We start from the raw sequence: 25,378 nt of genomic DNA on the forward strand, positions 1-25,378 counted from the left end.
GACCAATATCCAACAGAATAACTTATTCATTGAGAATGATCCATCTACCACTCGAACGACCACCTTCCCGTCTTATAACTCCAATGTCTTTAAGTTTCTTCATACGACGATATAACGGAGTTTGGGAGATATTAAGCTGTACCATTAGTTCATTATAAGTAATATTCGGATTTTGTCTGATTAAATTCAATACCTCTTTCAACTCTTTTTTCATCTCTTTCTTCTCACCTTTCTTCTCACCTTTCTTCTCACCTTTTATCGCATGAGCAGAAAGGTGTTCTATAACAAGAAATGCAGTCCCCAGATTAAGTATGAATTCAGCCTTACCATTGCCATTAGCTTTTAGTTCATCTTGAACAGCTTGTACGCCACGGCTATATCGGTTAACAAAACCAAGTACTTTCATGCCTTCTGCAACGACACCGTTACGATAGTCATTAACATATGGAAAATTATCCGGGGTAGCTTTCCCATAAAGACCTCCGGGATTCATTATTTCAATACGGTCGTCGTATTGATAAAACTGTACAGGACCGTGTCCCTCGTAGTCTCGGTGACAAATAGCGTTCATTAGAAGTTCTCGAGTTGCCCAATGTGGATAATCAACCCGTAACTCTTCTCGCAATGCCGATACAAATACAGGTTTTCTGTTCGTAATTGACGCATCAACAAATGTATCCAGCTGGGACAGCACTTTCACAAGATTACCCGAAAATTTATATTCGCTCTTTACCTTACAGGCACGATTCTGCCCATCAAATCGCACATATTGCACATAACATCCGGGCATAAATCGTTCGGGATTCACGCCAAACATTATAATGCCTGCATATGTCGGGCTGTTAAATTTCGTATTGAAATACCCCAAAGCCTGCATCTGTTGTTCAACAGTTCGTTTGTCAGTCCTCAAAACATCCTCCGGAAATGCTAACGGCAAATAAATCTGCTTAAATGCAGCTATATCAATATCTTCAATCGTGGCATCAATGCACGGAAGGGCATCAAATGTCAGCATCCTGCTGGTACGTTTCTCCAACAGTCGTTTTTCATCTGCTTCACTGGCAATACACTTGCGCGGGCCATTGCGAATCCAGATGCGACCTTCATATCTTACAGGAGTAAATTCGCAGGGTTGAACCGTTACCACGGCTACAGCACCTTCGGATAAAGAGACCTTTTCTACGGTCATACTAACTTGCGGTTGCAATTTCCCATCTGTTTTTATTCCTCCCAAATTTTGCAACAACTGGTCGGTAATATTCACTTTCCCACTTACATTTCCTGTTTTATCATCTGCACCGATGATGAGATATCCGGGTAAATTATGGTTGGGCAAATCATTGGCAAACGCACAGATTGCTTGTCCAAACTTATCTGTATTTGTTGTCGATATAGTACGCTCTACACGATCACTTTCTATATCCGACAAAAGAGTCTTTACTTCTTCCGGTGTCAACATAATTATATAGTATTTATGGCACGTTTGCCGGTTACTACTTCGTTTATCAGCGAGCGTTTCAATTCTTTCAAACACTCTATTTGGTTGTTAATCTTTCCAACTATCGCATCAATCTTGGCGCATTTTTCATCTAAATATACAACAATTTCTTTCTGTTCATTTTCTGGCGGAATGGGGATCTCAAAATAACGGAGTTCATTAAACGAAAGAGTTAGTCTAATGCCTTTTCCCATTCCGTGAAAGAATTTACGATAATCAAATGCTTTAAAAAGATAATTAAAATAGTCAGTGTTAGCATTGTTATGCGGTCTTAGGACAACATATGCAGATGTTATTATACCATTATATGGCACTTTACCGACTCGCATTGATTTAAGGTCATAATTGAGGTTAAGTCCATTTATAATTATATCATTTTGCTCTACGATAATATATTTCTCGTAAACATCATGATATTCTTCAGCATCAAGATGTTCATCCTTAAGCACTATTGTACCCATGAAAAATTTGAACGCGTGTTTATAGGAAAACTCCCTGTTATAAAGTGTTTTACTATGAAATGTTTTTTCTATACGCTCAAATCCCCAATTCGACGGAATATCTCCAATCCAATTATTACCAGATGGTTTTAATGAAACATTCGGATCCAATCCACGGGTGACGGCGCGGTTGATTAAGGAGCGACGAAGTCGGCTATAAGCATCGGCTTTGCGCTCCAATAACTCGATTTTCCGCCTAATCTTATCACACTCCTTATCCAAATAAGCCGCGATAGCCTCCTGCTCATCTATAATTGGCATATTAAATTCAAAGGTTGATACGGTGCGAGGGTTTATACGTTTTAATCCACCGACACCACACATTGATGCGCATCCTATGTTATAGAATTGATTTGAACATATTAAATAAAACACATATCGTAATGATACATTAGATTTAAGACGGAGTACATTTATTTCAGAAGACCCAAACCCTATACCATTTGTAAGGTTCTGTGCAATTGCAATATTCTGATTTTCAAAGCATGGAGTTACTTTCGCAAATAAAATATCATTGTTACTAAAAAATGTATATTTACCATTTGCTTCCGAAAACAATATTGTTGTGGGATTAAGAGAATCATACCGTAAGCATTCCATTGGAGCGAATGAAACCAATTTATCTCCCAAATAAGGACCTATGTAAGTAGGATTGATGTATGCAATATCTTTTAGTCTCATAATTCTAACTCCTTTCCCAAATTTGCTATCGCCTTGTCAATCTCAGAAATTTCGGCAAGAATATCTTCAACAGGTTCAACAGTTTCAGGGATATAAAATTCTTTGTTGAAATTGATTTCGACACCTACAATATTATCCAGTTTTTTGAAAGGTTTGACGATATAGCGAGCAAGAAAAGCATCGATATCAGCAATGTTACTCTCGGGCGAGGGATTGTATGGGATAATTTCAAAATCGTTGTATTTTCCTTTGGGATAATCGGGATCAGTAAGTTGGATTTTCTGTCTGTTGAAATAGAAATGCCATTTGTCATACACCTTGGCAATGTCGCAATCTTTGAACTCGACCAATGCGCGGATGATAGCGGCACGATGCTCGGCATTCATTTCCTTGCGTTTCGAACCCTTGTTCTTCTTCAAAGGTTGCCATAAGTCGGAAGCATTGATAAGGATTAATTTATCCTTGCGCTCTGCCGATTTATTCTTGTTCAGAATCCACAGATAGGTAACGATGCCCGTATTGAAAAACTCATCGGACGGCATCTGAATAATGGCCTCGACCCAATCGTTGTCGAAAAGATATTTGCGGATATTGCTCTCGCCACTGCCGGCATCACCGCTGAACAAAGATGAACCGTTATTGACTTCTACAACGAGGCCTTTATCTTCGTGCAAATGCCAAGCGTTGTGTTGCAAGAAAAGGAGTTGTCCGTCGCTAACGGTAGGCAGAAATGCGAATTGGCCCGTCTGGTCGTCGCGAATTTCTTTTTCATAACCTTTCCACGGTATTCCGTAAGGAGGGTTGGCTACGACCACATCAAATTCTTTGCCTTTGAAAGGCAACGAAGTAAGGGTGTTGCCATATTTTATTTCGGTGTTTTCGCGGAACAACGATTCAATCTTCGCCAGTGCATAAAGCGCATCATTCCAGTCGCAACCCTTAGCAGCTATATACTTATAACCGGCCTCCTCGCGCAAGCGGTCAACAACACCGAACAGCAGATTGGCTCCACCACAGGTGGGGTCGTAGATATGAACGAAATCATCCGTAGATATGTCAATCTTTGCCGCAACGATTTCGGCAATTAGCGAAATAATATCCTCGGGCGTATATTGTTCTCCGGCAGTCTCCGCCGATATATCTGCCCACTTGCGTTTGATATGCTCTTCGAGTGTGGTTATATCTGAATTATTGTATGGCGAGAGGTCAATTTGCGCCCACTTGGTGATATACTGCATAAGGATACCTTTCTTCCGCAGTTCGGCAACCATACCGTCCAGATTGAGGTATTTGCTGTCGTCCGTACCACGCTCAATACCAAGTAACTCTTTAAGCGTTCCGTCAAATCCTGCCAGATAGTTTCTGAAATCCTGCTCGAAAGTCTTGTCATTATTGCAAATATCGGAGAGCGTCTTGCCTTGACGCACGATAAAATCATTATAACCACACTCGTGTTCGCGAAAGACTTCAATAAATTCTTCCAGATTGTTTTCTCGTGTTAATCCTTCGGACTTCTCAATATCCGCCATTTCGTTCTTCATACGCCCTTCGAGCATAATGAGTGCAAAGAACGGCATCATGTAATCAGGAAACTTGCTTTGCTTGATCCCCGAAGAAATAAGCAGGTCTGCACACGACCATATATCAGACTCGTATGATAATATGTCTCTCATTTTCTTTCACGTTTGTCTGTGATTAAATCTTTTAAATCAACTTGTAGGATTACCGCTATTTGCTGCAATATATCCAAATTGGGCTGAATCCTGTTGCAGGCATAGGCATTCACCATACTGAAACTCTTGCCGAGTTGCTTTGCCAGCCAAGTCTGAGAAATACCTTTCTCAGCCAGGACTGCCTTAATCCTATTCAATTCCATACTATAAACCGATTTTATACTGCAAATATAGTGAATTATATTCGATAATCAGGATTGTTTTGCTAACTTTGTCACAATAATAATTGTGATATACAGCAATGACATTAATTACAGTTTGGATAGGTGTAGATTGTAAAACAGCCCAAAAACTACCATCAGGGTATAATAGAATGTGATATCACATCCTCTTTAGTTTTTGCAGAGTTGCAGTATCGTCCTCCAAAAGTTATTTTATTTAGCATCTTTTGGAGCGTCTTCAGTAAGAGTTAAGAATCCGACAAGAAACGCCATTATCACTGCGATTTAACCCTGTCAAATCTTCAAGCTGCATCTTGCCTGTAACGAGAAGGGTGAGTACACGCCGCTGTTCGTTGAGCTTTATCGGGGTCTTCCTATTTGGAGAAACGTTTGCGCAAGTCACAGCTCTCCTTCTGTCGCTGTCAACATCACGCATCAAACTAACAATGTTTCACCATGTTCTGCCCCGAAGAAGCCGGCAGGCGCACGCCGCCGACGTGCTTTCATGCCTGCTGACGCTACACTTCCTGACACCCCGACAAAGCACTGCATGGCACCCTGACGAAGTGCTTCGTTACACCCTCATGAAGCACGGCATGGGAACCCGTGAAAAGACGGTTCGGTTCTCCCCGAAACATCTATGTTTTCCTTCAGAAAATACGACCTTTTGCATCCTGACTATGGACACGCTTCCGCTGAAGCAGGCGGAAGGCGGGCAAAGCGACAAGAAAAAAGGTTTCCCGTTTTCCGCCTTCACGGTTTCACGGGCTTGCAAACGCCTGTCAACGAGCGAGATAGTGTGAAAGATGGGGTGAAAGCGTGAAAGTTCTTTCACGGAGAATGAAAGAACCGCAGAACATTTGCGTGCGATGCCCGAACGACCTGTTTCTTGCTTTCACCGCAACCCGCTTACAATCAGACCGTTCCGGTGAAACTTCACCGAGACACATTCCCCGTTTCCGGTGAAAGATATAAAAGACGCTAAAGAAAGCCCCAGACGCCCCGGCCCGACAAGCGCATCTTCAGCCTGAACGGGCGGAACGAGGTGACGGAATGGATAAAGCAGGAAGAGGCTGAACCGGAGGCGGATACGTTGAAAGATTAAGACAATATTCTTGCAGTATCCGTTTAAAAACCATTGGATAAATTATCATCGGCTTCATTTAACCCTGCCAATATTTTGAAATCATTCATATTATTCCGCAGCTTTGAAATTATAGACCGGTTTTATCACATTTACAATGTTCACAGTATCATGGATATTCCCGATTATTTCATCCTTTGGCTTGTACACCATAGGAGATTCATCTTTAGTATCTTCCGACAAACATTCACTGTAGATGCCCTGCATGGAGGCACGGTAGTCATCCATAGAGATGGCCTTAAAGGCTTGACTCCTGCTCATAATGCGTCCAGCACCGTGTGGGGCTGAACAGTTCCACTCCGCATTACCCTTACCAATGCAGATAAGCGATCCGTCACGCATGTTCAGCGGGATGATGCACTTTTGCCCTTCATAAGCGGCTATCGCTCCCTTACGGATGATGTTGTCATCGCCTATATAGTTGTGTACGCTCTCAAATGCCAAATCATTTTGCTTCAATTCGACATAGGCTTGGCAGATGAAGTAATCCATGATAAGGTTGACAATCAGACTGCGGTTCATCTTGGCCCAACGCTGGCAAAGACGCATATCGTGCATATAGTCATCACGATAAACACCTTCCAGATAGGATAGATCGGGCGGTATGGTCGACTTGCGCATCTTGAATGAATTGTGCAATTCCCGTATGGCATCCTGCAATTCGTCCTTACGTCCCGCCGCTTTGTATTCAGCAATCCTGCGATTTTGTTCTTCCATCAATTCCGCCCAACCCGACTGACATTTTACAGCCAATTTCTGATATATCTGTGCTACCTGCTTCCCTAAATTACGGCTTCCGGTGTGAACAACCAAATAGGTCATACCACATTCATCTTTGTCCAGTTCGATAAAATGGTTACCTCCGCCCAGCGAGCCGATGGAGGCGTTTAAGCGTTTTGTTTCCTTCAGTTCACGGTAGCAGCGCAACTGCTTGATAATATCCTTAGCTTCGCGATATATATCCATATACTTTTGCGGGAGCGGCGCATAATGGCTGTCCCGGTAATTGCGGCCGGACGGTATGTGGTGAAGAATAAACTCATTGAGAGCATGGTAATCTATGTCTCCCACACAGACAAACGGCTGCACCAAGATGCCACAACCTATGTCCACGCCCACAATATTGGGTATCACCTTGTCACCTAAATCTCCCGTAAAACCGATGACACAGCCTGCTCCGGCATGTACGTCGGGCATAATGCGTATTTTACACTTGCTGAACACATTGATGGACAGCAACTCCTTGATTTGCTCGCGGGCACAGTCCTCGATGTTGTCCGTGTAGATTTTTACGTTATAGTTTTCTACGATTTTCATTTTGTTTTATGAAAGGATTCGTATCTTCAATCGTTTCTTTTCGTCTTCAACCAACTTGCCCCACAGGTGTGAACACTGTAGAATGGATGCCGGAATATAATCCTGATATTTTTCGACGCAGTTCTTTCCATGCATCTTCTTCCAACACTTTAGCCATAAAATCATTATTCCAATTCTTTGTTGCCATACTACTATTATTAAAGGATTTAACATCAATTTTGTGCAAAGGAAAGATTGTTAAGTGCCAAAACGAAGCATAACCACAAAAATACGGAAGTAAAGTTGAAAAAATATGGGTGTGCCACGATTTTTCACAAGCGAACAAGTAACTTTGCAGCATATCATATCAAACTATAAGCAAGATGGCAGCAAATCTCTTTGGACGATATGTCTGGCTGATAGATACCCTGCGTAGGCATAAACGTCTTACTTTTCAAGAAATCAGTGAGCTTTGGCAGGAAAGCGGATTGGGCTATGGTGAGGAATTGCCTTTACGCACGTTTCATAATCACCAGAAAGCTATCAAGGACATCTTTGACGTGTACATTGACTGTGATCGGAAAGATGGTTATAGGTATTACATAGACGAGCCGGAACGGTTGGAAGGAAACAATCTGCAAAGTTGGCTGATAAGTTCCTATGCTACATTAAACCAAATTCAGGCGGACAACAAACTGGAAGACCGAATTATTTTCGAGGATATTCCGTCGGGACAAACATGGCTCACGCCCATCGCCGAGGCCATGCGGCGCAATCACACATTGAACATTACACATCAAGGATTTGGCAAACCGGAAGCCAGCACGTTTGAGATTGAACCATACTGCCTGAAAGTAGTGATGCGTCGTTGGTACGTAGTAGCACGCAGCCCATACTATTCAGACCGGAACAAGGAGAAAGGCATCAAGCCCGTCGATGTTTACCGGGTATATGCCCTTGACCGTATTTCAGACATTCAGGACACGGGCAAGACGTTCAAGATGAAGAAAAGTTTTGATGTAAACCGTTATTTCGAGGGCTGTTGCGGAGTAATTATGTCAGAGGAACCCATTCAGCGAATCGTGCTCTTGGCTTACGGCGGCTTTGCCGACTATCTGCGCACGCTACCACTGCACGAATCACAACGGGAGATTGAAGGAGATGACGAATCGACATTATTTGAGTATCACCTGAAACCGACTTTCGACTTCTACCAGCTTGTGCTTGCCCAAGGAGACCAGGTAGAGATACTGGAACCTGAATCTGTACGCGGCGAGATGCGCAACTTTGCACAGAATATGTTAAACTATTATACTTTGGAAAAGGAGGAGAAACCATGCAAGGACTGAACTTTATAGCCATTGATTTTGAAACAGCCACAGGCAGACGTGCCTCAATCTGCGAAGCTGGCATCTGCGTAGTACGCAATGGAGAGATTGCAGAGACCCGTTCATGGTTAGTCCGTCCACAAGGCAATATGTATAGCTATTGGAACATGCAGATACACGGCATCCATCCAAGAGACACCATGAATTCACCCGAATTTCCCGAAGTGTGGAATGCGATATCCGAATATCTCAAAGAGATTCCCGTGCTTGTTGCCCACAATGCGGCTTTCGACATAAGTTGCATACGCCATTCATTGGAATTCTATGGCTTGGAAAAACCGGACATTACCTATTATTGTTCCCTCCGTGCGGCACGTAGGCTCTACAACTTCGGTTGCAACAGTCTGGATTACCTTTGCGACCAATTTAAGATACCTTACGGACAGCACCACCGGGCTGGAGATGATGCCGGGATGTGCGCAAGGTTGTTTCTAAGGGAAATACAGGATGCGAGATGGTGCAAATTGGAAGAGATGGAGTTTTGTAATGGAAAATTATAAAAGAAATATAGTATGGAAAAGTCAGAACAAGTCTTGACCATTACACTTTGTAGAGACGGAAGGAAAAATGGCAGCGGACGGAAAAAATAAAGGCACAGGTTTCCAACTATCGCAGTTTTTGCCTACCTTTACACTCGCGAAAGACAGTGAGAGGTGAGAGAAGAAACAAATATTGAAACTTGTTCAGATATTTTTATCCCGAATCACCTCCTGTATTATCCAAAAAACAATAAGAAGAATAACAACGATATGGAAAACAGAAGTTTAGTAACCATCGCCGAACACAGCAAAGAGAAAATCCTCTATATGCTGGAAATGGCAAAGCTGTTTGAAGAACGCCCCAACCGTCATCTGTTGTACGGAAAGGTCGTGGCAACCTTATTTTTCGAACCCTCGACGCGCACACGCCTCAGTTTCGAGACAGCGGCCAACCGCTTGGGCGCACGCGTCATAGGCTTCAGTGATCCTAAGGCCACCAGCTCGTCGAAAGGTGAAACGCTGAAGGATACCATCAAGATGGTGAGCAACTATGCCGACATCATCGTGATGCGTCACTACTTGGAGGGAGCCGCCCGCTACGCCAGCGAGGTAACTGACGTGCCCATCGTCAATGCCGGCGACGGAGCCAACCAGCACCCCTCGCAAACCATGCTCGACCTCTATTCCATCTACAAGACGCAGGGTACGCTGGAGAACCTGAACATCTTCCTGGTGGGCGACCTGAAATACGGCCGAACGGTGCACTCGCTTCTGATGGCCATGCGCCACTTCAACCCCACCTTCCACTTCATCGCCCCCGACGAACTGAAGATGCCCGAAGAGTATAAGATATACTGCCGCGAGCACGGAATCCGCTACATGGAGCACACGGACTTCACCGAAGAAACCATCGCCGAGGCCGACATTTTGTACATGACACGCGTACAGCGCGAGCGCTTCACCGACCTGATGGAGTACGAACGCGTGAAGAATGTCTACATCCTGCGCAAAAAGATGCTGGAACATACCCGTCCCAACCTGCGCATCCTGCACCCCTTGCCCCGCGTGAACGAGATTGCCTACGACGTGGACGAAAGCCCCAAAGCCTACTACTTCCAGCAGGCCCAAAACGGCCTCTATGCTCGTGAAGCCATCCTCTGCGACGTGCTGGGCATCACACTGGACGATATTAAGAATGAAAAATGACGAAAAGTGGAGAATGAAAAGTCCTCGATTTTCAATTATCAATTATCCATTACCGAGATGAACGACAAGAAAGAATTGCAGGTAGCCGCGCTGGAGAACGGCACCGTCATCGACCATATTCCCTCCGAAAAACTGTTTACCGTAGTGTCGCTGCTGGACCTGGAACACATGAACAACAATATCACCATCGGCTTCAACCTCAACAGCAAGAAGCTGGGCAAAAAGGGCATCATCAAGATTGCCGACAAGTTCTTCTGCGACGACGAGATAAACCGCATCGCCGTCGTTGCGCCCAACGTAAAACTGAACATCATCCGCAACTACGAGGTGGCGGAAAAGCGTGAAGTGAAGCTGCCCGACGAACTGCACGGCATCGTGAAGTGTGCCAACCCCAAGTGTATCACCAACAACGAACCTATGTCCACCCGCTTCCACGTCATCGACAAAGAACGCTGCGTCATCAAGTGCCACTATTGCGAGAAGGAGCAGACGAGGGAAGAAATCGAGATAATCTAATTGAAAATGTAAATGAAAGAAGACTGGAAACCCGGAACCCTGATTTACCCCTTGCCCGCCGTACTGGTGAGTTGCGGCAGCACGCCCGAAGAATACAACATACTCACCATAGCATGGACAGGCACCTTGTGCTCCAATCCGCCCATGTGCTACATCTCCGTCCGCCCCGAACGCCACTCCTACGACATCATTCGCCGCAACATGGAGTTCGTAATCAACCTTACCACCAAGGACATGGCACGTGCCACCGATTGGTGTGGCGTACGATCGGGCCGCGATTATAACAAGTTCAAGGAAATGGGCCTTACACCCGGACGGTGCACCGTCGTGCGAGCCCCGCTCATCGAAGAGTCGCCTCTCTGCATCGAGTGCCGCGTCAAGGAAATCATGTCGCTGGGTTCACACGACATGTTCATCGCCGACGTGGTGAATGTACGTGCCGAAGCCAGCCATCTGAACCCTGACACGGGCAAGCTGGAGCTGGCTGAAACCAATCCGCTGGTCTATGTTCACGGCGGCTACTATGAATTAGGCGACAAAATCGGCAAGTTCGGCTGGAGCGTTGAAAAGAAGAAAAGTTAAACAACAGACAAACGAAGGAACGAGATGAAAAGAATCAGAGCTTCCCTTTTGCTTGCCTTACTGACGACTTCTACACTGGCATACGGACAACCGTCGGCCACACCCGATGCCGACGCACAGGCTGATAAGAAAAAGCAAAGAACGGAAACGTCCATCAACTTCGGAGCTAAAGGCGGATTTACCGCTTCTCTGTTCCTCGTGTCCGACCTCAGCATCAACGGAACTCAGGTAGAGCAGGTGCAGAACAACTACAAGATAGGCTACTTTGCCTCGATGTTCATGCGTATCAATTTCGACCGCCACTTCCTGCAGCCCGAATTGTCCTACACCATCAACCGTTGCAACATCACCTTCGACAAACCGATGCCTATAGACAATGTACCCGAAGGCACCCTGCCCGAACAGGGAAGTATTACCTCGTCCATCCACAGTATTGAAGTCCCCGTCATCTACGGCTACAACATCATTAAGGACGGCCCCTACAGCCTGGCCGTCTTCGGTGGACCGAAGCTGCGCTATATTTGGGACAAAAAGAGTAAAGTCACTTTCGAAAACTTCAACATGGACAACATCCGCGAAGAACTATACCCCTTCAATGCCAGCCTGACCGTAGGCGTAGCTGTCACCATTTCGCGCATCTTCTTCGACTTTCGCTACGACATCGGCCTGCACAACATCTCTAAGAAAATCACTTACGACATGCCCGACCTCCAGCCTTCGCCCGACGAAAACATCCCTGACAAACAAATACGCTTCACTCGCAAGGACAATGTACTCAGTTTCTCGTTCGGCGTGTTTTTTTAAACGGAATGGCGTATATATCCTTTTATTTGCTTATATTTGTAGACCTTATAAAGAAAGAACTATTAATCTATTATAGAAACACATGAAAAGAGACGATTTAATTTTCGATATCATCGAAAAAGAACACCAACGCCAGCTCAAAGGCATTGAACTGATTGCATCAGAAAACTTCGTAAGTGACCAAGTCATGCAGGCCATGGGCTCCTGCCTCACCAACAAGTATGCCGAAGGTTACCCCGGCAAGCGCTACTACGGCGGATGCGAAGTGGTGGATCAGAGCGAACAAATCGCCATCGACCGCATCAAACGGATATTCGGAGCCGAATGGGCCAATGTACAGCCTCACTCGGGCGCACAAGCCAACGCAGCTGTCTTCTTGGCCGTACTCAACCCTGGCGACAAGTTTATGGGCCTGAACCTAGCTCACGGCGGACACCTATCGCACGGTTCGCTGGTAAATACATCGGGCATCATCTACCATCCATGCGAATACAACCTGAACAAGGAAACTGGCCGTGTGGACTACGACCAGATGGAGGAAGTGGCCCTGCGCGAACATCCGAAGATGATTATCGGCGGCGGTTCGGCCTACTCACGCGAATGGGACTACAAGCGCATGCGCGAAATAGCCGACAAGGTAGGCGCCATCCTGATGATCGACATGGCACACCCCGCCGGCCTTATCGCCGCAGGCCTGCTGGACAACCCTGTAAAGTATGCACACATCGTCACCTCGACCACCCATAAGACCCTGCGCGGCCCCCGTGGCGGCATCATCCTCATGGGCAAAGATTTCCCCAACCCTTGGGGCAAGAAGACACCGAAGGGCGAAATCAAGATGATGTCACAGTTGCTCGACTCGGCCGTATTCCCCGGTATTCAGGGCGGCCCGCTGGAGCATGTCATTGCTGCCAAGGCCGTTGCCTTTGGCGAAATCCTCCAACCCGAATGGAAGGAATATGCCGCACAAGTACAGAAGAACGCCGCCGTACTGGCACAGGCACTCATCGACCGAGGCTTCTCCATCGTGAGCGGCGGTACGGACAACCATTCCATGCTTGTCGACCTTCGCACGAAATATCCCGATCTGACTGGTAAGGTAGCCGAGAAAGCCCTTGTATCGGCCGACATCACCGTCAACAAGAACATGGTGCCTTTCGACAGCCGTTCAGCTTTCCAAACCTCAGGTATCCGTCTGGGTACACCTGCCATCACCACCCGTGGTGCCAAAGAAGACCTGATGTTCGAGATTGCCGAAATGATTGAGACTGTGCTCTCCAACGTAGACAGCGAGGCCGTCATCGCACAGGTTCGTGCCCGTGTTAATGAGACAATGAAGAACTACCCGATCTTCGCTTATTAAATTGAGAATTAAACCATACAAAAAAGAGTGCATGCCGACAGGAAGCACTCTTTTTCATATCTGAATTGAATCATTTAACTTTCAATTTTCCCATTCCCAATTAACTCGTTCGTTCGAGTTCGATACTACCAAAACCCTTTCCATACGAGTTAACTGAAAGATTTATCGCAGGCTAAATGATCGTTTTTCCGCATAATATGCGCTAACTTTACCCCAAAATATCCAATACAAACCTACGCAATGAAAACAGAAAAGCAGAAAGCAGCCGAAGGCTTGCTCTACGATGCCAACAACGACCCTGAACTGCAACAGGAAATGCTACAGACGCGCTGCTTGTTGCACGAGTACAACCTCCTGCCGCCCGACCGCACGGACGAGCGCGACCGTCTGATACGCCGCATCGTGCACATGGGTGAAGGCGGATGCATCCTCTCTCCTTTCTATTGCGACTACGGCTACCACATTCGCATAGGCCGCAACTTCTTTGCCAACACCAACCTCGTCATTCTCGACGGGGCTGACGTCACCATCGGTGACAACGTATTCATCGCTCCCCACGTAGGCATCTACACTGCCGGCCATCCGTTGGACATCGCCCAACGAACGCAACGCAGGTCTGGAGTATGCCTACCCTATCCGCATCGGCAACAACGTGTGGATAGGCGGCAATGTGGTCATCCTGCCGGGCGTGACCATTGGCGAAGGGGCCGTTATCGGTGCGGGTAGCGTGGTAACGCACGACATCCCTGCCCATACGCTGGCCGTAGGCAACCCCTGCCGTCCCCTGCGCAAGATTGAAGAAGAGGAATCGGAAAACTCCTGCCGCCCTCAATAGGCTCCCCGCCTTGCACCCGCAAAAACGAAAAGAGCTATGACAACGGAAAACAAAAAAGAGGGCGATCCGGCATTGATCCCCTCTTTTCTCTATACTCTATACTCACCGGATTATTTTATCGCAATCTGTCGACAGCTTTCACCATCACTTCATCACGATAGATGGCACGGAAAGTCAGATAATTCAAAATGATACAGACAGCAGGCAAACACAAGGCCCATCCCGGCTGAAAGCTGTCAGCACCTAACTTGCCCTTCAGCATATACCAGAACACACCTGTCACGATGTAATAACCGATCAGCAGCAAACTATTGAATACGGTCATACGTATCTGCAACATACGATTACGAAACAGGAAAATTGTTCCCAATGCGACAATGGCACACAGCAATAAAATGCCGAACATACCCCATGTGGACTGGAAACTTCCATCAGTCAAAGTCACCCCCAGCGGCTTGAATACCGATACATTCACTCCGTCAGCGGCAATGAACGAACCTACCGGCCGGCACATGGTGACTACCAACAAAATGGTAACTGCCAACAGATAAACAGATTGAATACGCTGTATCATTACTGCAATTTCTCTTTTGCCGGATTGCGGTAATATACCTTGCCTTCGATATACTCCTGAGTAGCCATCAACGTCGGTTTCGGCAATTTCTCATAATAGCGTGAAATCTCTATCTGCTCACGGTTTTCGAATACTTCTTCCAAGTTGTCATTATAGGATGCGAACTCGGCCAGCTTCTTGGACAAATCATTTTTGATTTCCACACTGATTTGATTGGAACGCTTTCCGATAATGGCCACTGTCTCATAAATGTTGCCGGTATCTTTACATAGTTCCATCAAGTCGCGTGTCACGGTAGTTACCGGAGCATTGGTTTTTCTGTAATCCATAATTTTTTACCTTATATTATAAATTAAGTTTTTTCGATCATTCAGTTACTTCTTCAGTGCTTTCCTCACCCAACCCGGCTTGGGACTTATCGAAAATTCGTTCGGCTTCTTTCAGATATTTGCTTTCAGGAAATTCATTCTTGAAGGCATAATATTCGTCCACCGTCTCACGATAGCGCTCTTGCTTTCTTTCTTCCACACTATATACAGCCAGCTCGTACTTAGCTCTCAAAATCAGAATTGACAAGTCTTCACGCAAATTGGTATAAGGATAATCTTTCAAGGCATTCTGTGCCGTAATGACACATGACTGGTAATTGTTACCCATATAATTGCCCAAGTTATAATACAATTTGGCCGACAAATATTCTTTCATAACCAGCTTGTCCTGCAACTCGAAAATCATTTGCTGGGCTTCCTGATGCTTAGCGCTTTGCGGATAGTATTCCATGAACATCTGAAGCTCCTCGATTGCCTTGTAAGTACTCGACTGATCCAGACGGGGCTCCGGCGTATCCAAGAACAAAGCTTTCCCTGCATGGAAACGGGAGAGTTCGGTATATGTACCTCGTGGATAAACCTGATAATACTGGATAAAGGTTTGTGCGGCAGTCTGGTAATCCTGTTCATTATAATAACACATACCCAGCATATAGAGCGATTCTTCCGCCTTATCCGTCCCTTTCATAATGGCAATCAACTCGTTCAGCAAAGTAGCGGCACGGTTATATTGCCCTTTGGCGAAATAGGACTTGGCAGCTTCATACTTGTATTCATAATCCGTACTTTTCAGCAGTTTATTATATTCACCACACGATATCAATCCCAGCGTTGCTGCCAACAAAGCTATAATAAAGATATTCTTTTTCATTCGGTTATTCACAAATATTTTGCAAAGATAGAGCTTCGCACCAAATAAAACAAAGATACGACGCTTAATTTTTCAAAAACATAAAAGCAGAAAGGCAAAAACGGCCAGCGGTGGACAATCATCTCCAAAAGATGCTATTCGCCACCGCTAACTGCTAACCTTCAATCGCCAATGATTCAAAGTTTACACAAATCGCTTGCGGCCAACAGCTCTTTCAGCAGTATTCATTAAGTTTAATCGCGATGATGTATCAATCCAATACATGTTCAGGAATAGATACGGTGCTCAATACTCCTGTAATTTGATACGCTGTATTTGGAACAGTCATTATCATTGTCATATCTATGGGGGCAACTGATTTTGTCAGAGCATTACCCGCAAGTTCTATCCAATCTACGCCTAAATAAGCTTGAATGGCTTCTAATACGTATGAAGAACTTGCATTTTCACCCCATAACTCTATTTGGAAATCATGGGGTGTTGCTGTAATATTGGAATTGGCTAAGTTCCCATCATCATCGGAAGGATAGGTTAAACGTAAATTAGGAATAGCATGTAATCGTGGCGATGGTCCTATACCTGAGTCAAAAGTAACAAAGAAGTCAGAGCTTCCTTTTACCAAAGGTCGGTTATATATATTGTCTTCAGTAAAAAGATAATAATCACGTGTTTGATTGTTCACTAAAAAGAGTATCGTACCAGTTTCTAATACAGGGTGGTTACTGTGAGCTATCGCGTATGCCAAATAGCAATCCGTCACTTTTACTTCAACAGTTTCCACATCTTTTGTAACATTGTCAGTAATGGTCAGTGTTGTTGCTCCCTTTTGCAAACCATACAAATCAATGTATCCTTTTCTGTTATCCTCCTTATCGTTGCATTTTGAGTAAAGGGCTTTCAGTATTTCTTCATCTTCTATTGCCAAGCTAATATCACCGCTGCCGTTTGTAATAGAGATAGACGTGTGATCACGCCCTAACCGTATTTCATAGTAGTTTTTTTCAAAGCCGAACGGAGTAATTGATTCACTCTTGTTGTCATCATCACTGCAAGCTACAACAAACAGGGACATAATTGACAGAAACAGAATAATAAGTTTATTCATATTGATATAGCTTTACAATATTTCGTTTGTTTCGTATTTATGCACAAAAATAAGCACATTCTTTCCTCTATCAAAGTAAACGCTATCATATTTTATCGAAATATTATTTAACGTGAGTTCATGTCAAGTGGAAACGCACGTATGCCGTTAGCAGGCATTCCTGCGGAAATTGAAAATCAAGCAATCCTGCCCTATTCATTGCTATTTTCATTCGCTATTCCCTTACTCCGCCACGCAGTACTTCCTGAAGTCCTGACGCAGTGCTTCGTGAGGGTGTCATGCAGTGCTTTCTGAAGAGGTGACGAAGCACTTCGTCAGAGGGTCAACAAGCACGGCGTCAGGACGGAAGAATTTGTCCGTGAAAAAAAGAGGAAGAAAAACGGGGTTTTGACACGAGTAAAACAGTCCTGTCAACAATATCGCTTCATTATCAGTAAGTTACGGCGACAGTAACAGGAGCTGTACAAACTTTCTGAAATAAAATAAAAAATAGGCTGCCTTTAAAGGCAAGGTATTTTTTATTTTTTCACGGAAATGTTTACCAAAGACTCAGTCCTGTCAACAATATCCATTGATAATCAGGCGATTTTGTTGACAGGACTATTTTGAGGCCTCCAAAACTCTCCAAAATGATAAAAAATCACCAGGCTCACGTTCAATTATACACACCTGCATTCTTTCGCAGGAAGCCTCAAACACGAAAGCGCTTATTCCGTGTCTTCCATACAATCCGTGCCTAAAAATATCGGTCAGCCTTACTTAACCGATAAATCATCACTTACTAAAAGTGAAAATCAGATAGGAATCTTTCGATAACTATCCGATTTTCAGAAGAGCGGCAAGCGGGACTCGAACCCGTGACCCTCAGCTTGGGAAGCTAAGATCTTTTATTCCTGCGGATTAATGGTTCCAGTTATTTTTTTCTCTATTTGTACCACAATCTCCGAAGTTCTGTCGTGCACACCGATATGAGGAAACCACCCTCCATGTTGGCAATAGCAGACATAGGAGATAATATCATCCTTCTCGTTCTCACAGAACGAGTTCTTCAGATTCTTAAATTCCTTCCACTCACACCGGTCATTCTCTTATAGGTACTCACGGGACAGGTATTGTTGAAGCTCAAGTTAGAGCATATATAGTATATCTTTCGTTTCATTTTTGTATACCGCTTTATACTTAGTAAGCTATAAAATATAGTAAGTCCCACAGATATTAAAATATAGAGGGTGCACCAAAATGACACACCCTCATGCTCGTACATAATTGCTATGACCTTGTACAGCCTGCAATTTGTTCATTATCTGTTGCATCTTCGAAGGGTACCTTGATTCCACAGAAGTCGGCAACAACTTCATAAATAGATACCTCGTTAGTATTGATATCTCCGTCAACAATAATCATTTCGCTCATCAATCTTGCAAAATCAGTCTTTTGATCTTCAGTCATCAACTTTATCTGAGTTAATGCGATGAGCGAATTTTTGGACTTAACTAATTCATGGTCTTCATCAGTAAGATTAAATTCTTCCTTAAGTTTATTAAAGAAAAAAGTTTCCCTTGCGTCAATGATTCCATCAGCATGAATAATGTCCAACAATATACGCATTACTGCGATTTTTTCTTGAAATGTATATTCCATATTCTATTATTTTTTTGGTTTCCACGTTTCTCCTGAGTGAGTATTCAGGAAGTTCTGATATTCTTCTTTATTATTAACAACGGTGGTTGAATTCTTTGCAGTAGAAGGTTTGCCGGACTTTGTGTACTTTTGCAATTCTAGAGGGAATGAAATGGGATTTCTTGTTTGAGTTCCCATTTCCTGAAATTCTTCTTTCCCAAAGAGATGTCCGGTTTCATTGGAAGTATCAACATGTGAAGTACCTTTATTTGTTTTGGATTCTTGTTTTGGTGTTTCATGCTTGTATCCTCTACCCATCAATGAAGGGATATAATCTCGGTCATCTCCCTGATATGGTGAAAATGATTTTTCTGACTGCCGTCCCCAAGTAGGATAGCCACCTCTTCCCTGACTGTAGCCAGATTGACCAAAAGGGTTGTATTCTGTTGCCTTTTTACCCTTCTTTTTACCACCATTTCTACGCTCCTGTTCAAGTTCACGCTCTCTTTCACGTTCACGTTCAATGCGTTCCATTTCACGCTTTGCTCTTTCACGCTCTTCTTGCTTGCGAAGATGAATGGCTGTCATTTCCTCTTTTGATTTATATATAGCAAGAGGTAACGATTCATAAAGGCAAGCGTATGTCTTATCGTGACCAAGTGCAATGCCTATCATGTATGAAGCAATAGTAAAACTTTCTCCAAAAAATGTTTTACATCTCGATATGTACTCCTCGTCATATGTAAATTTGTCCTTATACTGGTCTCTCATTTTGAGATAATTTACAGCAACGAGAATAAAATCAGCATCAGGAACAAATGAAGCAATCTTTGTGAGGAAGCCAGATGCCTTTTCGTCCTGTTCCAGTAAAGAAAGAATATCTTTAGACTTATATCCTTTACCTTCATATGTAGCAAGGATTTTGTATATATCAGTAGATTCGACTATAGAATCTTCCATCTCTTGCTTTGACATGAAATTGACGATTATATGCACGATGTCCATAAAGTAACCAAGTAACTCTTTGGGATAGAAAGAGTGTCTTTCATATCTCATTAGATATACCCAAAGGGAAGCATCTCCAGAAGGACGAATATCATCATACACGTTAGAAAGCATTTCTTCTACCATGTCTTCAGATATGAGTTCCTTGCATTTTTCTACACCTTCCAATTTGAAGATATTGAAAATGTTCCTTACGCCCTGCATTGAACTTTGGTATAGCTGCTTCTTCTTGATAAGGCTGATAGCATCTGACCATATAGGATTATCAATTTTTACGTGTTCATCAAATGATGACTCATATTCCCTTTTAGCCTCATGGTCTAATGGGAAGATATGTTTCACTTCTGTAATAGTAACATTAGAAGGATCATCAGCATCATTTGCCTTTGTAAAATTGATAATCAGGTATGCGAATGAACTTTCAAACGAATTGATTCTAGCAAAGAGAGCGTCATAAATATCGTTTCTCTTCGGAAGCTCAGAAATAGGACAATCAAATTCAACTACTTTTGAGTTCAAATAGAAAAAACCGAATTTAAAAAAGTCGATGAAATCGGTTCTTCGTATTAATGCAAGATAATTTTTCATAATTATATACCAAAGATATTTCCGCCACCGGATATTGTTTGTCCGCTCAAAACATCACTAACATTAATACGGCTGCAGTCATCAGCAAAGTTGCTGAGATATGCAGAATATGAACCGCTATATGTAAGGTAGAGGTTGTTTCGGCTTCTTGTCATAGCAACCATGAATAGCGTTCGACTTAGTCTTTCACTACTACTAATGTATAAAGACCGACTTAAGCCAGGAAGGAACACATTATCAAAATCCAACCCCTTTGAACTATGGTAGGTCATAACACAAATCTTACCTCCATTTTCGGTAAAAGAACCATATCCGTTACCAACATATTGGAGTTTTATGCCATTAGTTCCAAGGTAAGAGTTGAGCTTGTTGTAATCGACCTTACCCCATCTATTCAACTGTACTGACCATTGACTCTTGCCTAATGCAGTAAGAGCCATTTGAAAGAATTCCAAAATCTTTTGCTGAGAAGGTATAAGAATAGCTGCTGTATCGCCGATATTAACAGCTCTTTGTGCTTCCTTCATAATGTACTTAGTTTCTTGTTCTGCAGAATTTGCGGAGCATAAACGTATCTGTGTAGTACGCTTAGTCATATCGCGACGTGCGGTGAAAATATTCATATTAGGCATGAATTTTTCAATGGCTGCGATGATAGAACTTGAAAGGCGATGGATGATACCAAGTTCGAAATCACGACAGTTCAAAAACGAGGTGATCTGTGAAGGAGAAACTGTAGCTTCTCTGTATTTAGGATCGCTCTCATAAATGGATTGGTTTTCGTCGCCGGCTACAATTACATGTTTTGCTCTACTATTCATTGTAGTCAAAACTCTACCAGTCATATCCTGCACCTCATCACTAAGCACGTAGTCATAGTTAGATGAGCCATCCATAAATTCATAATATGTCATAATGTTGGCAGAAACACCCATTTCAGCAAATGCAGCCTTGAACATTGCAATCAAGGAATGAGTAAAGACAACAACAGCAACCTTTGCGTTGGAGTCTTTTCTCTTGATACGCTTCATGGTGTATGCTAATAATACAGACTTGCCTGAACCAGGGAATCCCTTAATCCAAACATTTCTCTGATTGATGTCGACATTTTCGACAAAATCACGCTGCTGGTCATCCAGCATATTTTCAGGAACTAGCCATGCCATAATTTAACTGATTTATTTGTTTACAATATTGTTAACGATTTCGTCCTTGTTTGAGTTAAATTTTCCTCGTCGTAATAAGTTGTTTGTTCAATTTTTGGCTTTGCACTTCTTATTTCATAAGCCTTGTCCTTCTTTCCTAATTCCTCTGCAACAGAAGCGAACCAACCATAGTCAGAATTATTAAGAGAATCTGTCTTCCATCTTTGCTCATACCTATCATACGCAATTTGGAATTTTTCTTTAGCCTCTGCCTCTTTACCTTCACGTTTGTCGAGCCTTCCAAGCAAAATGTTGATACAAGGTTCAGAAGGGTTGAGTTCATAAGCTTTGTTCAAATATTGTTTTGACCTTTTCGAATCCTTGTAGAAAAGAGTATTGCCAAGATTGAAGTTAGGCCAATAATCATTGGGATTATGGTCAAGTGCTCGTTCAAAGAAATCTATAGCCTTATTTTTATTGCCAGAATTGTAGTAATAAACGCCGATAAGGTTATAGTCTTCTGGATTAGGATATATTTCGTTTTGCTGTTCGAGAGTCTCGGCAGCTTTGAAATCGTTTCCTGCATCCTCATAGGCTTTTCGGAGAGTAATCAAGCATTTCTTTGTAGGTATTCCTCCATTTCTTTCAGTTTCGATATTTGCTTCTCTTTCAGCGCGGAGTACGATACGTTCTTCTGTTGATAGCTCTTTGTTAGCAAATGGATTCTGAGGTTCAACCATGCAGCTAACTCCCATGCAATGTGCCTTGGCCAGTAACAACTTATCTGCTGTGATTTCCAAAACAAGAATGACTTGAGCTGTTGTGAGGAAGCCGCCATCGCGTGTAATCTTAAGATTGAAAAGCATTTTGTTTTCATTGCCTACACAAATAGGCAGTTCTATCGACTCTTGATGGTCTTTTGTAGGCATCAAATCATCAATCACAACAGTATCACATGGTATTGTTGTACCCGCAGGAATCAGAACTTTATTTGTAGTGTCCTTCGTGATTACAAAAATAGGCTCGCTTGTAATGGGTTGGATAATACATTTGTTCATACCATTCATTAGAAGCGAATGGATAGCAGCACCCTTGGAAACAGGAGTTTGAAGATCCTGAGGAACGAGGATTTCTGAATCATCGAAATGGTTCTTCAATGCTTCTTGTATAAAAGGATTTTGAGCACTTCCGCCAATAAGCAATACGTAGTCAATCTCTGATTTGCTTACGTTTGCTTTTTTGATAGCACTTTCAATAGGCATGAAGATATTGTTATATTCTTCTTGCCCTTTTATAGATGTCGGTATGCGTGAAGATTTCATGAATACAGACATTACCTCAACCAATTCTTTTGTAGAGAGGAAGAACTCAGATTGAGTAAGAAGTCCTTTCTTGGTTTCTACAGAAACAGGAATAATGATAGATTCCGAATCAGAATTTGATTTAATGTAGTTAGGGATTTCCAATTTATACATTTGATTGGAAATCTTCTTACACAGAAGAATCTTAAGACGCTCCGAAACCTTATAAAGCTGCGTAGCTATATATTGGCGTTCTTTTGTTCTGAAGTCATCCTCAGAAACATTGTTTGCTTCAAAGAATCGTGGCAATATATACTTGAAGGTGATATAGCGGTCTACGTCATCACCACCAAGCTTTGTGAATTTAGAAATTGCAACGTTCTTTGAGTATAAGCCATTTGCTGATTTTCCAATTTCAAGAATAGAAATATCGCAAGTACCTCCACCAAAATCAAAGACAAGAACCTTGGAGTTGTAATGTGGAGAAATAAGCAATGGCTTTTCTGATTCTTCACTGTCATGAATATAGCTTATGAATGCGGCATTTGGTTCATCTATAAGCGATTGCTTAGAGATATTCATGCCGTTGGATTCCAATGCTTCCATAAGCTCCTTTCGCTGATTCGCCTCAAAAGATGCCGGAATACTTACTGCATACATGATATTGTCAGACAGAGCGTTGTCTTGACAATACTTCTTTATCAGCATATTCAAGTACATGAAGAAGACTCTGACACAGTCCTTGGGATTTCTAATTTTTATGCCCTCCATGCCCCCAACTTCGCTGTTGTAGTATTTAGCACCGAGGTCTTCTCCTATTTCCATCTTAAAAGAGAACCATATATTCTTACCTTTAGTAAGAGTATATTTGAGGTTAGAAGCACCTTCGCCAACGAGCAATCTTCCATTATACCAAGCGATAACACTAGGAAGTTTTTCGCTTTGGTAAATGGTACCATCTTCCAAAATTTGCGTGAGCTTTATCGGAAGAGTTTTTATTTTGTCTTCACCATTCTCTTTTGTGGCAATGGAAACAACCGTTGTTGAAGTACCAAAATCGATACCAACGAATGTTGCCCTTGTTGCCAACTGTGTGTTAAGCGCAGAAGGCAACATAGACTTTAACGATAATATGTTCGATCCAAACATAATAAATCTATTTTGTTATGACGTTTACAAATAAGTGTAATTGGTACAACATCATATGATATTGATGTAACCCCCATGAGGGGGGGGGAGTCGCGAGAGTCACATTCTTTTATTGAGATTTTCAGTCTCAAGGGACGAATCTTTTGCTTCTCCATATCTTCTTTTGACATCACGCTAAGAGTATTGAATGCCCGCTTACACAGCCATTGATGCTCACATATCATTGAAAAAACGTGCCTTCATGCGAGGATTTACTTCAATGAATTTATAGAACATGTTCTTTGTCACGGATCTGTCCACGATACATGACTGAGGATATTTAAGGATATTGTCCATTACTATGCGAACTTAAATAATTACCTTGTTATATAGTTGTATATGCCGTAATTTTTTCTATACGTATAACTGCCTATTTCTTTTCTGCATCACCATCCATGCAGAGAACAATTCGGTCAACATTAAATGTATCGCTTGGTGCATCATCACAATTATATGGGATACTTACCCAACATACCAATTCCAATAATGTGATATTGTTTGTTCATGTAGTTTTTGTCATTACATAGGTGCCTAGATTTATTAATGTAACTTTCCTTTGATAGAATTGTCATAATTTGGGCATAAAATTATTAATTAGACAATGTAAAAACAATCAACTATAACGAGAAAAATTGATTTTTTTGAAGTATTTAACCAAAAAGGCAACTATAAGTAGCATTTATCCCCATAGTTGCCCATATTTATGAGCCTGTTATGCCCATGAACTCTACATAGACATCCCCTTGTCTTTTTTCTTTGGTGCCCCAATCCATGTTTCTGAATGCTATCCCAGTTCGTGAGTTGGTCTGCACAACCGTTGGAGCCACTAAGAGAGACATATGTCTCGCCACTACATGACATGTGATCCACGAAGGCACAGAAGTTGCAATGACAGACTCAGGGAAATTGATCTCTCTGGCGGTGAACAGATTTGTCCAACTACGGCAGTTGTCTACTCGACTCTGCGATATTCCCGACAATTGCATTTATCAGGAACTGAGTAATCACAGACTTAATACCGCTGTTGCTATCAAGTGAGACTTCCAGTTTCTTAACAAGAGCGGCAATGGCATAATAAACGCTCAACTCCTCTTGGCGATTGAAATCACCACAACGATGGCACTATCCAAAGTTTTGTGTAAACGAGGATTACGGGATTCAGAAATGAGTTCCGTATTTTATTATTCTAACTTTGCAATGTCAGCAAACAGCGTACAAATAGAATTATTTATTATCCATGCACGCTGTATCGGACAAAGTACAATAAAAAATGAAATACTACCTCTTTTATTCGCAACAAAATGTGATTTTATGATGCAAGTCTCATGCAACATCATCACTTACTAAAAACGAAAATCAGATAGGAATCTTTCGATAACTATCCGATTTTCAGAAGAGCGGCAAGCGGGACTCGAACCCGTGACCCTCAGCTTGGGAAGCTGATGCTCTACCAACTGAGCTACTGC

The 25,378-nt window shown here is 42.8% G+C and carries 22 protein-coding genes and 1 pseudogene; 9 read left to right on the top strand and 14 right to left on the bottom strand.

What is annotated here, in order from left to right:
* Positions 1-22: 22 nt before the first annotated feature.
* From Q0Z70_RS06620 to Q0Z70_RS06635, 4 genes are read right to left on the bottom strand one after another with little or no spacing between them, the layout of a single operon-like run.
* Positions 23-1,459: an RNA-binding domain-containing protein gene (locus tag Q0Z70_RS06620; RefSeq protein WP_298073329.1), complete on the bottom strand. Its 1,437-nt coding sequence runs from the start codon at positions 1,457-1,459 to the stop codon at positions 23-25.
* Between the two features lie 2 nt (positions 1,460-1,461).
* Positions 1,462-2,679 (bottom strand): restriction endonuclease subunit S, encoded by a 1,218-nt coding sequence (locus tag Q0Z70_RS06625; RefSeq protein WP_298073330.1) that lies wholly within the window; start codon positions 2,677-2,679, stop codon positions 1,462-1,464.
* Positions 2,676-4,352, bottom strand: coding sequence for an N-6 DNA methylase (locus Q0Z70_RS06630; protein ID WP_298073331.1), 1,677 nt, complete (start codon positions 4,350-4,352; stop codon positions 2,676-2,678). Before Q0Z70_RS06630 ends, Q0Z70_RS06625 begins: the two co-directional genes overlap by 4 nt.
* Complete coding sequence (locus Q0Z70_RS06635; protein WP_298073332.1) at positions 4,349-4,555, bottom strand: helix-turn-helix transcriptional regulator; 207 nt, start codon at positions 4,553-4,555, stop codon at positions 4,349-4,351. The genes Q0Z70_RS06630 and Q0Z70_RS06635 overlap by 4 nt, the downstream gene beginning before the upstream one ends.
* Positions 4,556-5,019: 464 nt before the next feature.
* Here Q0Z70_RS06635 and Q0Z70_RS06640 point away from each other — a divergent pair, with 464 nt between their 5' ends.
* Positions 5,020-5,376: a hypothetical protein gene (locus Q0Z70_RS06640; RefSeq protein WP_298073333.1), complete on the top strand. Its 357-nt coding sequence runs from the start codon at positions 5,020-5,022 to the stop codon at positions 5,374-5,376.
* Positions 5,377-5,768: 392 nt separating this feature from the next.
* Here Q0Z70_RS06640 and Q0Z70_RS06645 read toward each other — a convergent pair whose 3' ends face one another.
* Positions 5,769-7,034: an RtcB family protein gene (locus Q0Z70_RS06645; RefSeq protein WP_298073334.1), complete on the bottom strand. Its 1,266-nt coding sequence runs from the start codon at positions 7,032-7,034 to the stop codon at positions 5,769-5,771.
* A 46-nt stretch (positions 7,035-7,080) separates the two neighbouring features.
* Positions 7,081-7,221 carry a hypothetical protein gene (locus tag Q0Z70_RS06650; protein WP_298073335.1) on the bottom strand — a complete coding sequence of 47 codons (141 nt, stop codon included), beginning with the start codon at positions 7,219-7,221 and terminating at the stop codon, positions 7,081-7,083.
* Between the two features lie 175 nt (positions 7,222-7,396).
* On the opposite strand from Q0Z70_RS06650, the gene Q0Z70_RS06655 reads away from it, so the two are divergent.
* The 8 genes and pseudogenes from Q0Z70_RS06655 to Q0Z70_RS06690 all read left to right on the top strand — a co-directional run bounded on the left by Q0Z70_RS06655 (position 7,397) and on the right by Q0Z70_RS06690 (position 14,186).
* A complete protein-coding gene (locus Q0Z70_RS06655; protein ID WP_298073336.1) occupies positions 7,397-8,362 on the top strand; it encodes a WYL domain-containing protein in 966 nt (321 codons plus the stop codon).
* Positions 8,350-8,901 (top strand): 3'-5' exonuclease, encoded by a 552-nt coding sequence (locus tag Q0Z70_RS06660; RefSeq protein WP_298073337.1) that lies wholly within the window; start codon positions 8,350-8,352, stop codon positions 8,899-8,901. The genes Q0Z70_RS06655 and Q0Z70_RS06660 overlap by 13 nt, the downstream gene beginning before the upstream one ends.
* A 249-nt stretch (positions 8,902-9,150) precedes the next feature.
* Positions 9,151-10,086, top strand: coding sequence for an aspartate carbamoyltransferase (gene pyrB / locus Q0Z70_RS06665; protein ID WP_298073338.1), 936 nt, complete (start codon positions 9,151-9,153; stop codon positions 10,084-10,086).
* A gap of 57 nt (positions 10,087-10,143) precedes the next feature.
* The gene (pyrI, locus tag Q0Z70_RS06670; protein WP_298073350.1) at positions 10,144-10,602 is read left to right on the top strand and encodes an aspartate carbamoyltransferase regulatory subunit; all 459 of its coding nucleotides are present in this window, start codon (positions 10,144-10,146) and stop codon (positions 10,600-10,602) included.
* A gap of 12 nt (positions 10,603-10,614) precedes the next feature.
* A complete protein-coding gene (locus tag Q0Z70_RS06675; RefSeq protein ID WP_298073339.1) occupies positions 10,615-11,184 on the top strand; it encodes a flavin reductase family protein in 570 nt (189 codons plus the stop codon).
* 24 nt (positions 11,185-11,208) lie between these two features.
* Positions 11,209-11,988 carry a porin family protein gene (locus tag Q0Z70_RS06680; protein WP_298073340.1) on the top strand — a complete coding sequence of 260 codons (780 nt, stop codon included), beginning with the start codon at positions 11,209-11,211 and terminating at the stop codon, positions 11,986-11,988.
* 82 nt (positions 11,989-12,070) lie between these two features.
* The gene (glyA, locus tag Q0Z70_RS06685; protein WP_298073341.1) at positions 12,071-13,351 is read left to right on the top strand and encodes a serine hydroxymethyltransferase; all 1,281 of its coding nucleotides are present in this window, start codon (positions 12,071-12,073) and stop codon (positions 13,349-13,351) included.
* 240 nt (positions 13,352-13,591) lie between these two features.
* Positions 13,592-14,186: pseudogene (locus Q0Z70_RS06690) on the top strand (sugar O-acetyltransferase).
* Between the two features lie 115 nt (positions 14,187-14,301).
* Here the strand turns inward: Q0Z70_RS06690 and Q0Z70_RS06695 are convergent.
* From Q0Z70_RS06695 to Q0Z70_RS06730, 8 genes are all read right to left on the bottom strand, one after another.
* On the bottom strand, positions 14,302-14,760 hold the full coding sequence (locus tag Q0Z70_RS06695; RefSeq protein ID WP_298073342.1) for a DUF4293 domain-containing protein: 459 nt from the start codon (positions 14,758-14,760) through the stop codon (positions 14,302-14,304).
* Positions 14,760-15,089 (bottom strand): DNA-directed RNA polymerase subunit omega, encoded by a 330-nt coding sequence (locus Q0Z70_RS06700; protein ID WP_298073343.1) that lies wholly within the window; start codon positions 15,087-15,089, stop codon positions 14,760-14,762. Before Q0Z70_RS06700 ends, Q0Z70_RS06695 begins: the two co-directional genes overlap by 1 nt.
* A gap of 37 nt (positions 15,090-15,126) precedes the next feature.
* A complete protein-coding gene (gene bamD, locus Q0Z70_RS06705) occupies positions 15,127-15,960 on the bottom strand; it encodes an outer membrane protein assembly factor BamD (RefSeq protein WP_298073344.1) in 834 nt (277 codons plus the stop codon).
* A 250-nt stretch (positions 15,961-16,210) separates the two neighbouring features.
* Positions 16,211-17,065 carry a hypothetical protein gene (locus tag Q0Z70_RS06710; protein ID WP_298073345.1) on the bottom strand — a complete coding sequence of 285 codons (855 nt, stop codon included), beginning with the start codon at positions 17,063-17,065 and terminating at the stop codon, positions 16,211-16,213.
* A 1,269-nt stretch (positions 17,066-18,334) separates the two neighbouring features.
* Positions 18,335-18,706 (bottom strand): hypothetical protein, encoded by a 372-nt coding sequence (locus tag Q0Z70_RS06715; protein ID WP_298073346.1) that lies wholly within the window; start codon positions 18,704-18,706, stop codon positions 18,335-18,337.
* 6 nt (positions 18,707-18,712) lie between these two features.
* Positions 18,713-20,278 (bottom strand): hypothetical protein, encoded by a 1,566-nt coding sequence (locus Q0Z70_RS06720; RefSeq protein WP_298073347.1) that lies wholly within the window; start codon positions 20,276-20,278, stop codon positions 18,713-18,715.
* 2 nt (positions 20,279-20,280) lie between these two features.
* Positions 20,281-21,444: a 3'-5' exonuclease gene (locus tag Q0Z70_RS06725; protein ID WP_298073348.1), complete on the bottom strand. Its 1,164-nt coding sequence runs from the start codon at positions 21,442-21,444 to the stop codon at positions 20,281-20,283.
* 20 nt (positions 21,445-21,464) lie between these two features.
* Positions 21,465-23,873, bottom strand: a complete 2,409-nt coding sequence (locus Q0Z70_RS06730; protein ID WP_298073349.1) for an Hsp70 family protein — start codon at positions 23,871-23,873, stop codon at positions 21,465-21,467.
* Positions 23,874-25,378 lie beyond the last annotated feature (1,505 nt).

Origin of the sequence: uncultured Bacteroides sp. (assembly GCF_947632445.1) — a bacterium.
GTDB lineage: Bacteria > Bacteroidota > Bacteroidia > Bacteroidales > Bacteroidaceae > Bacteroides.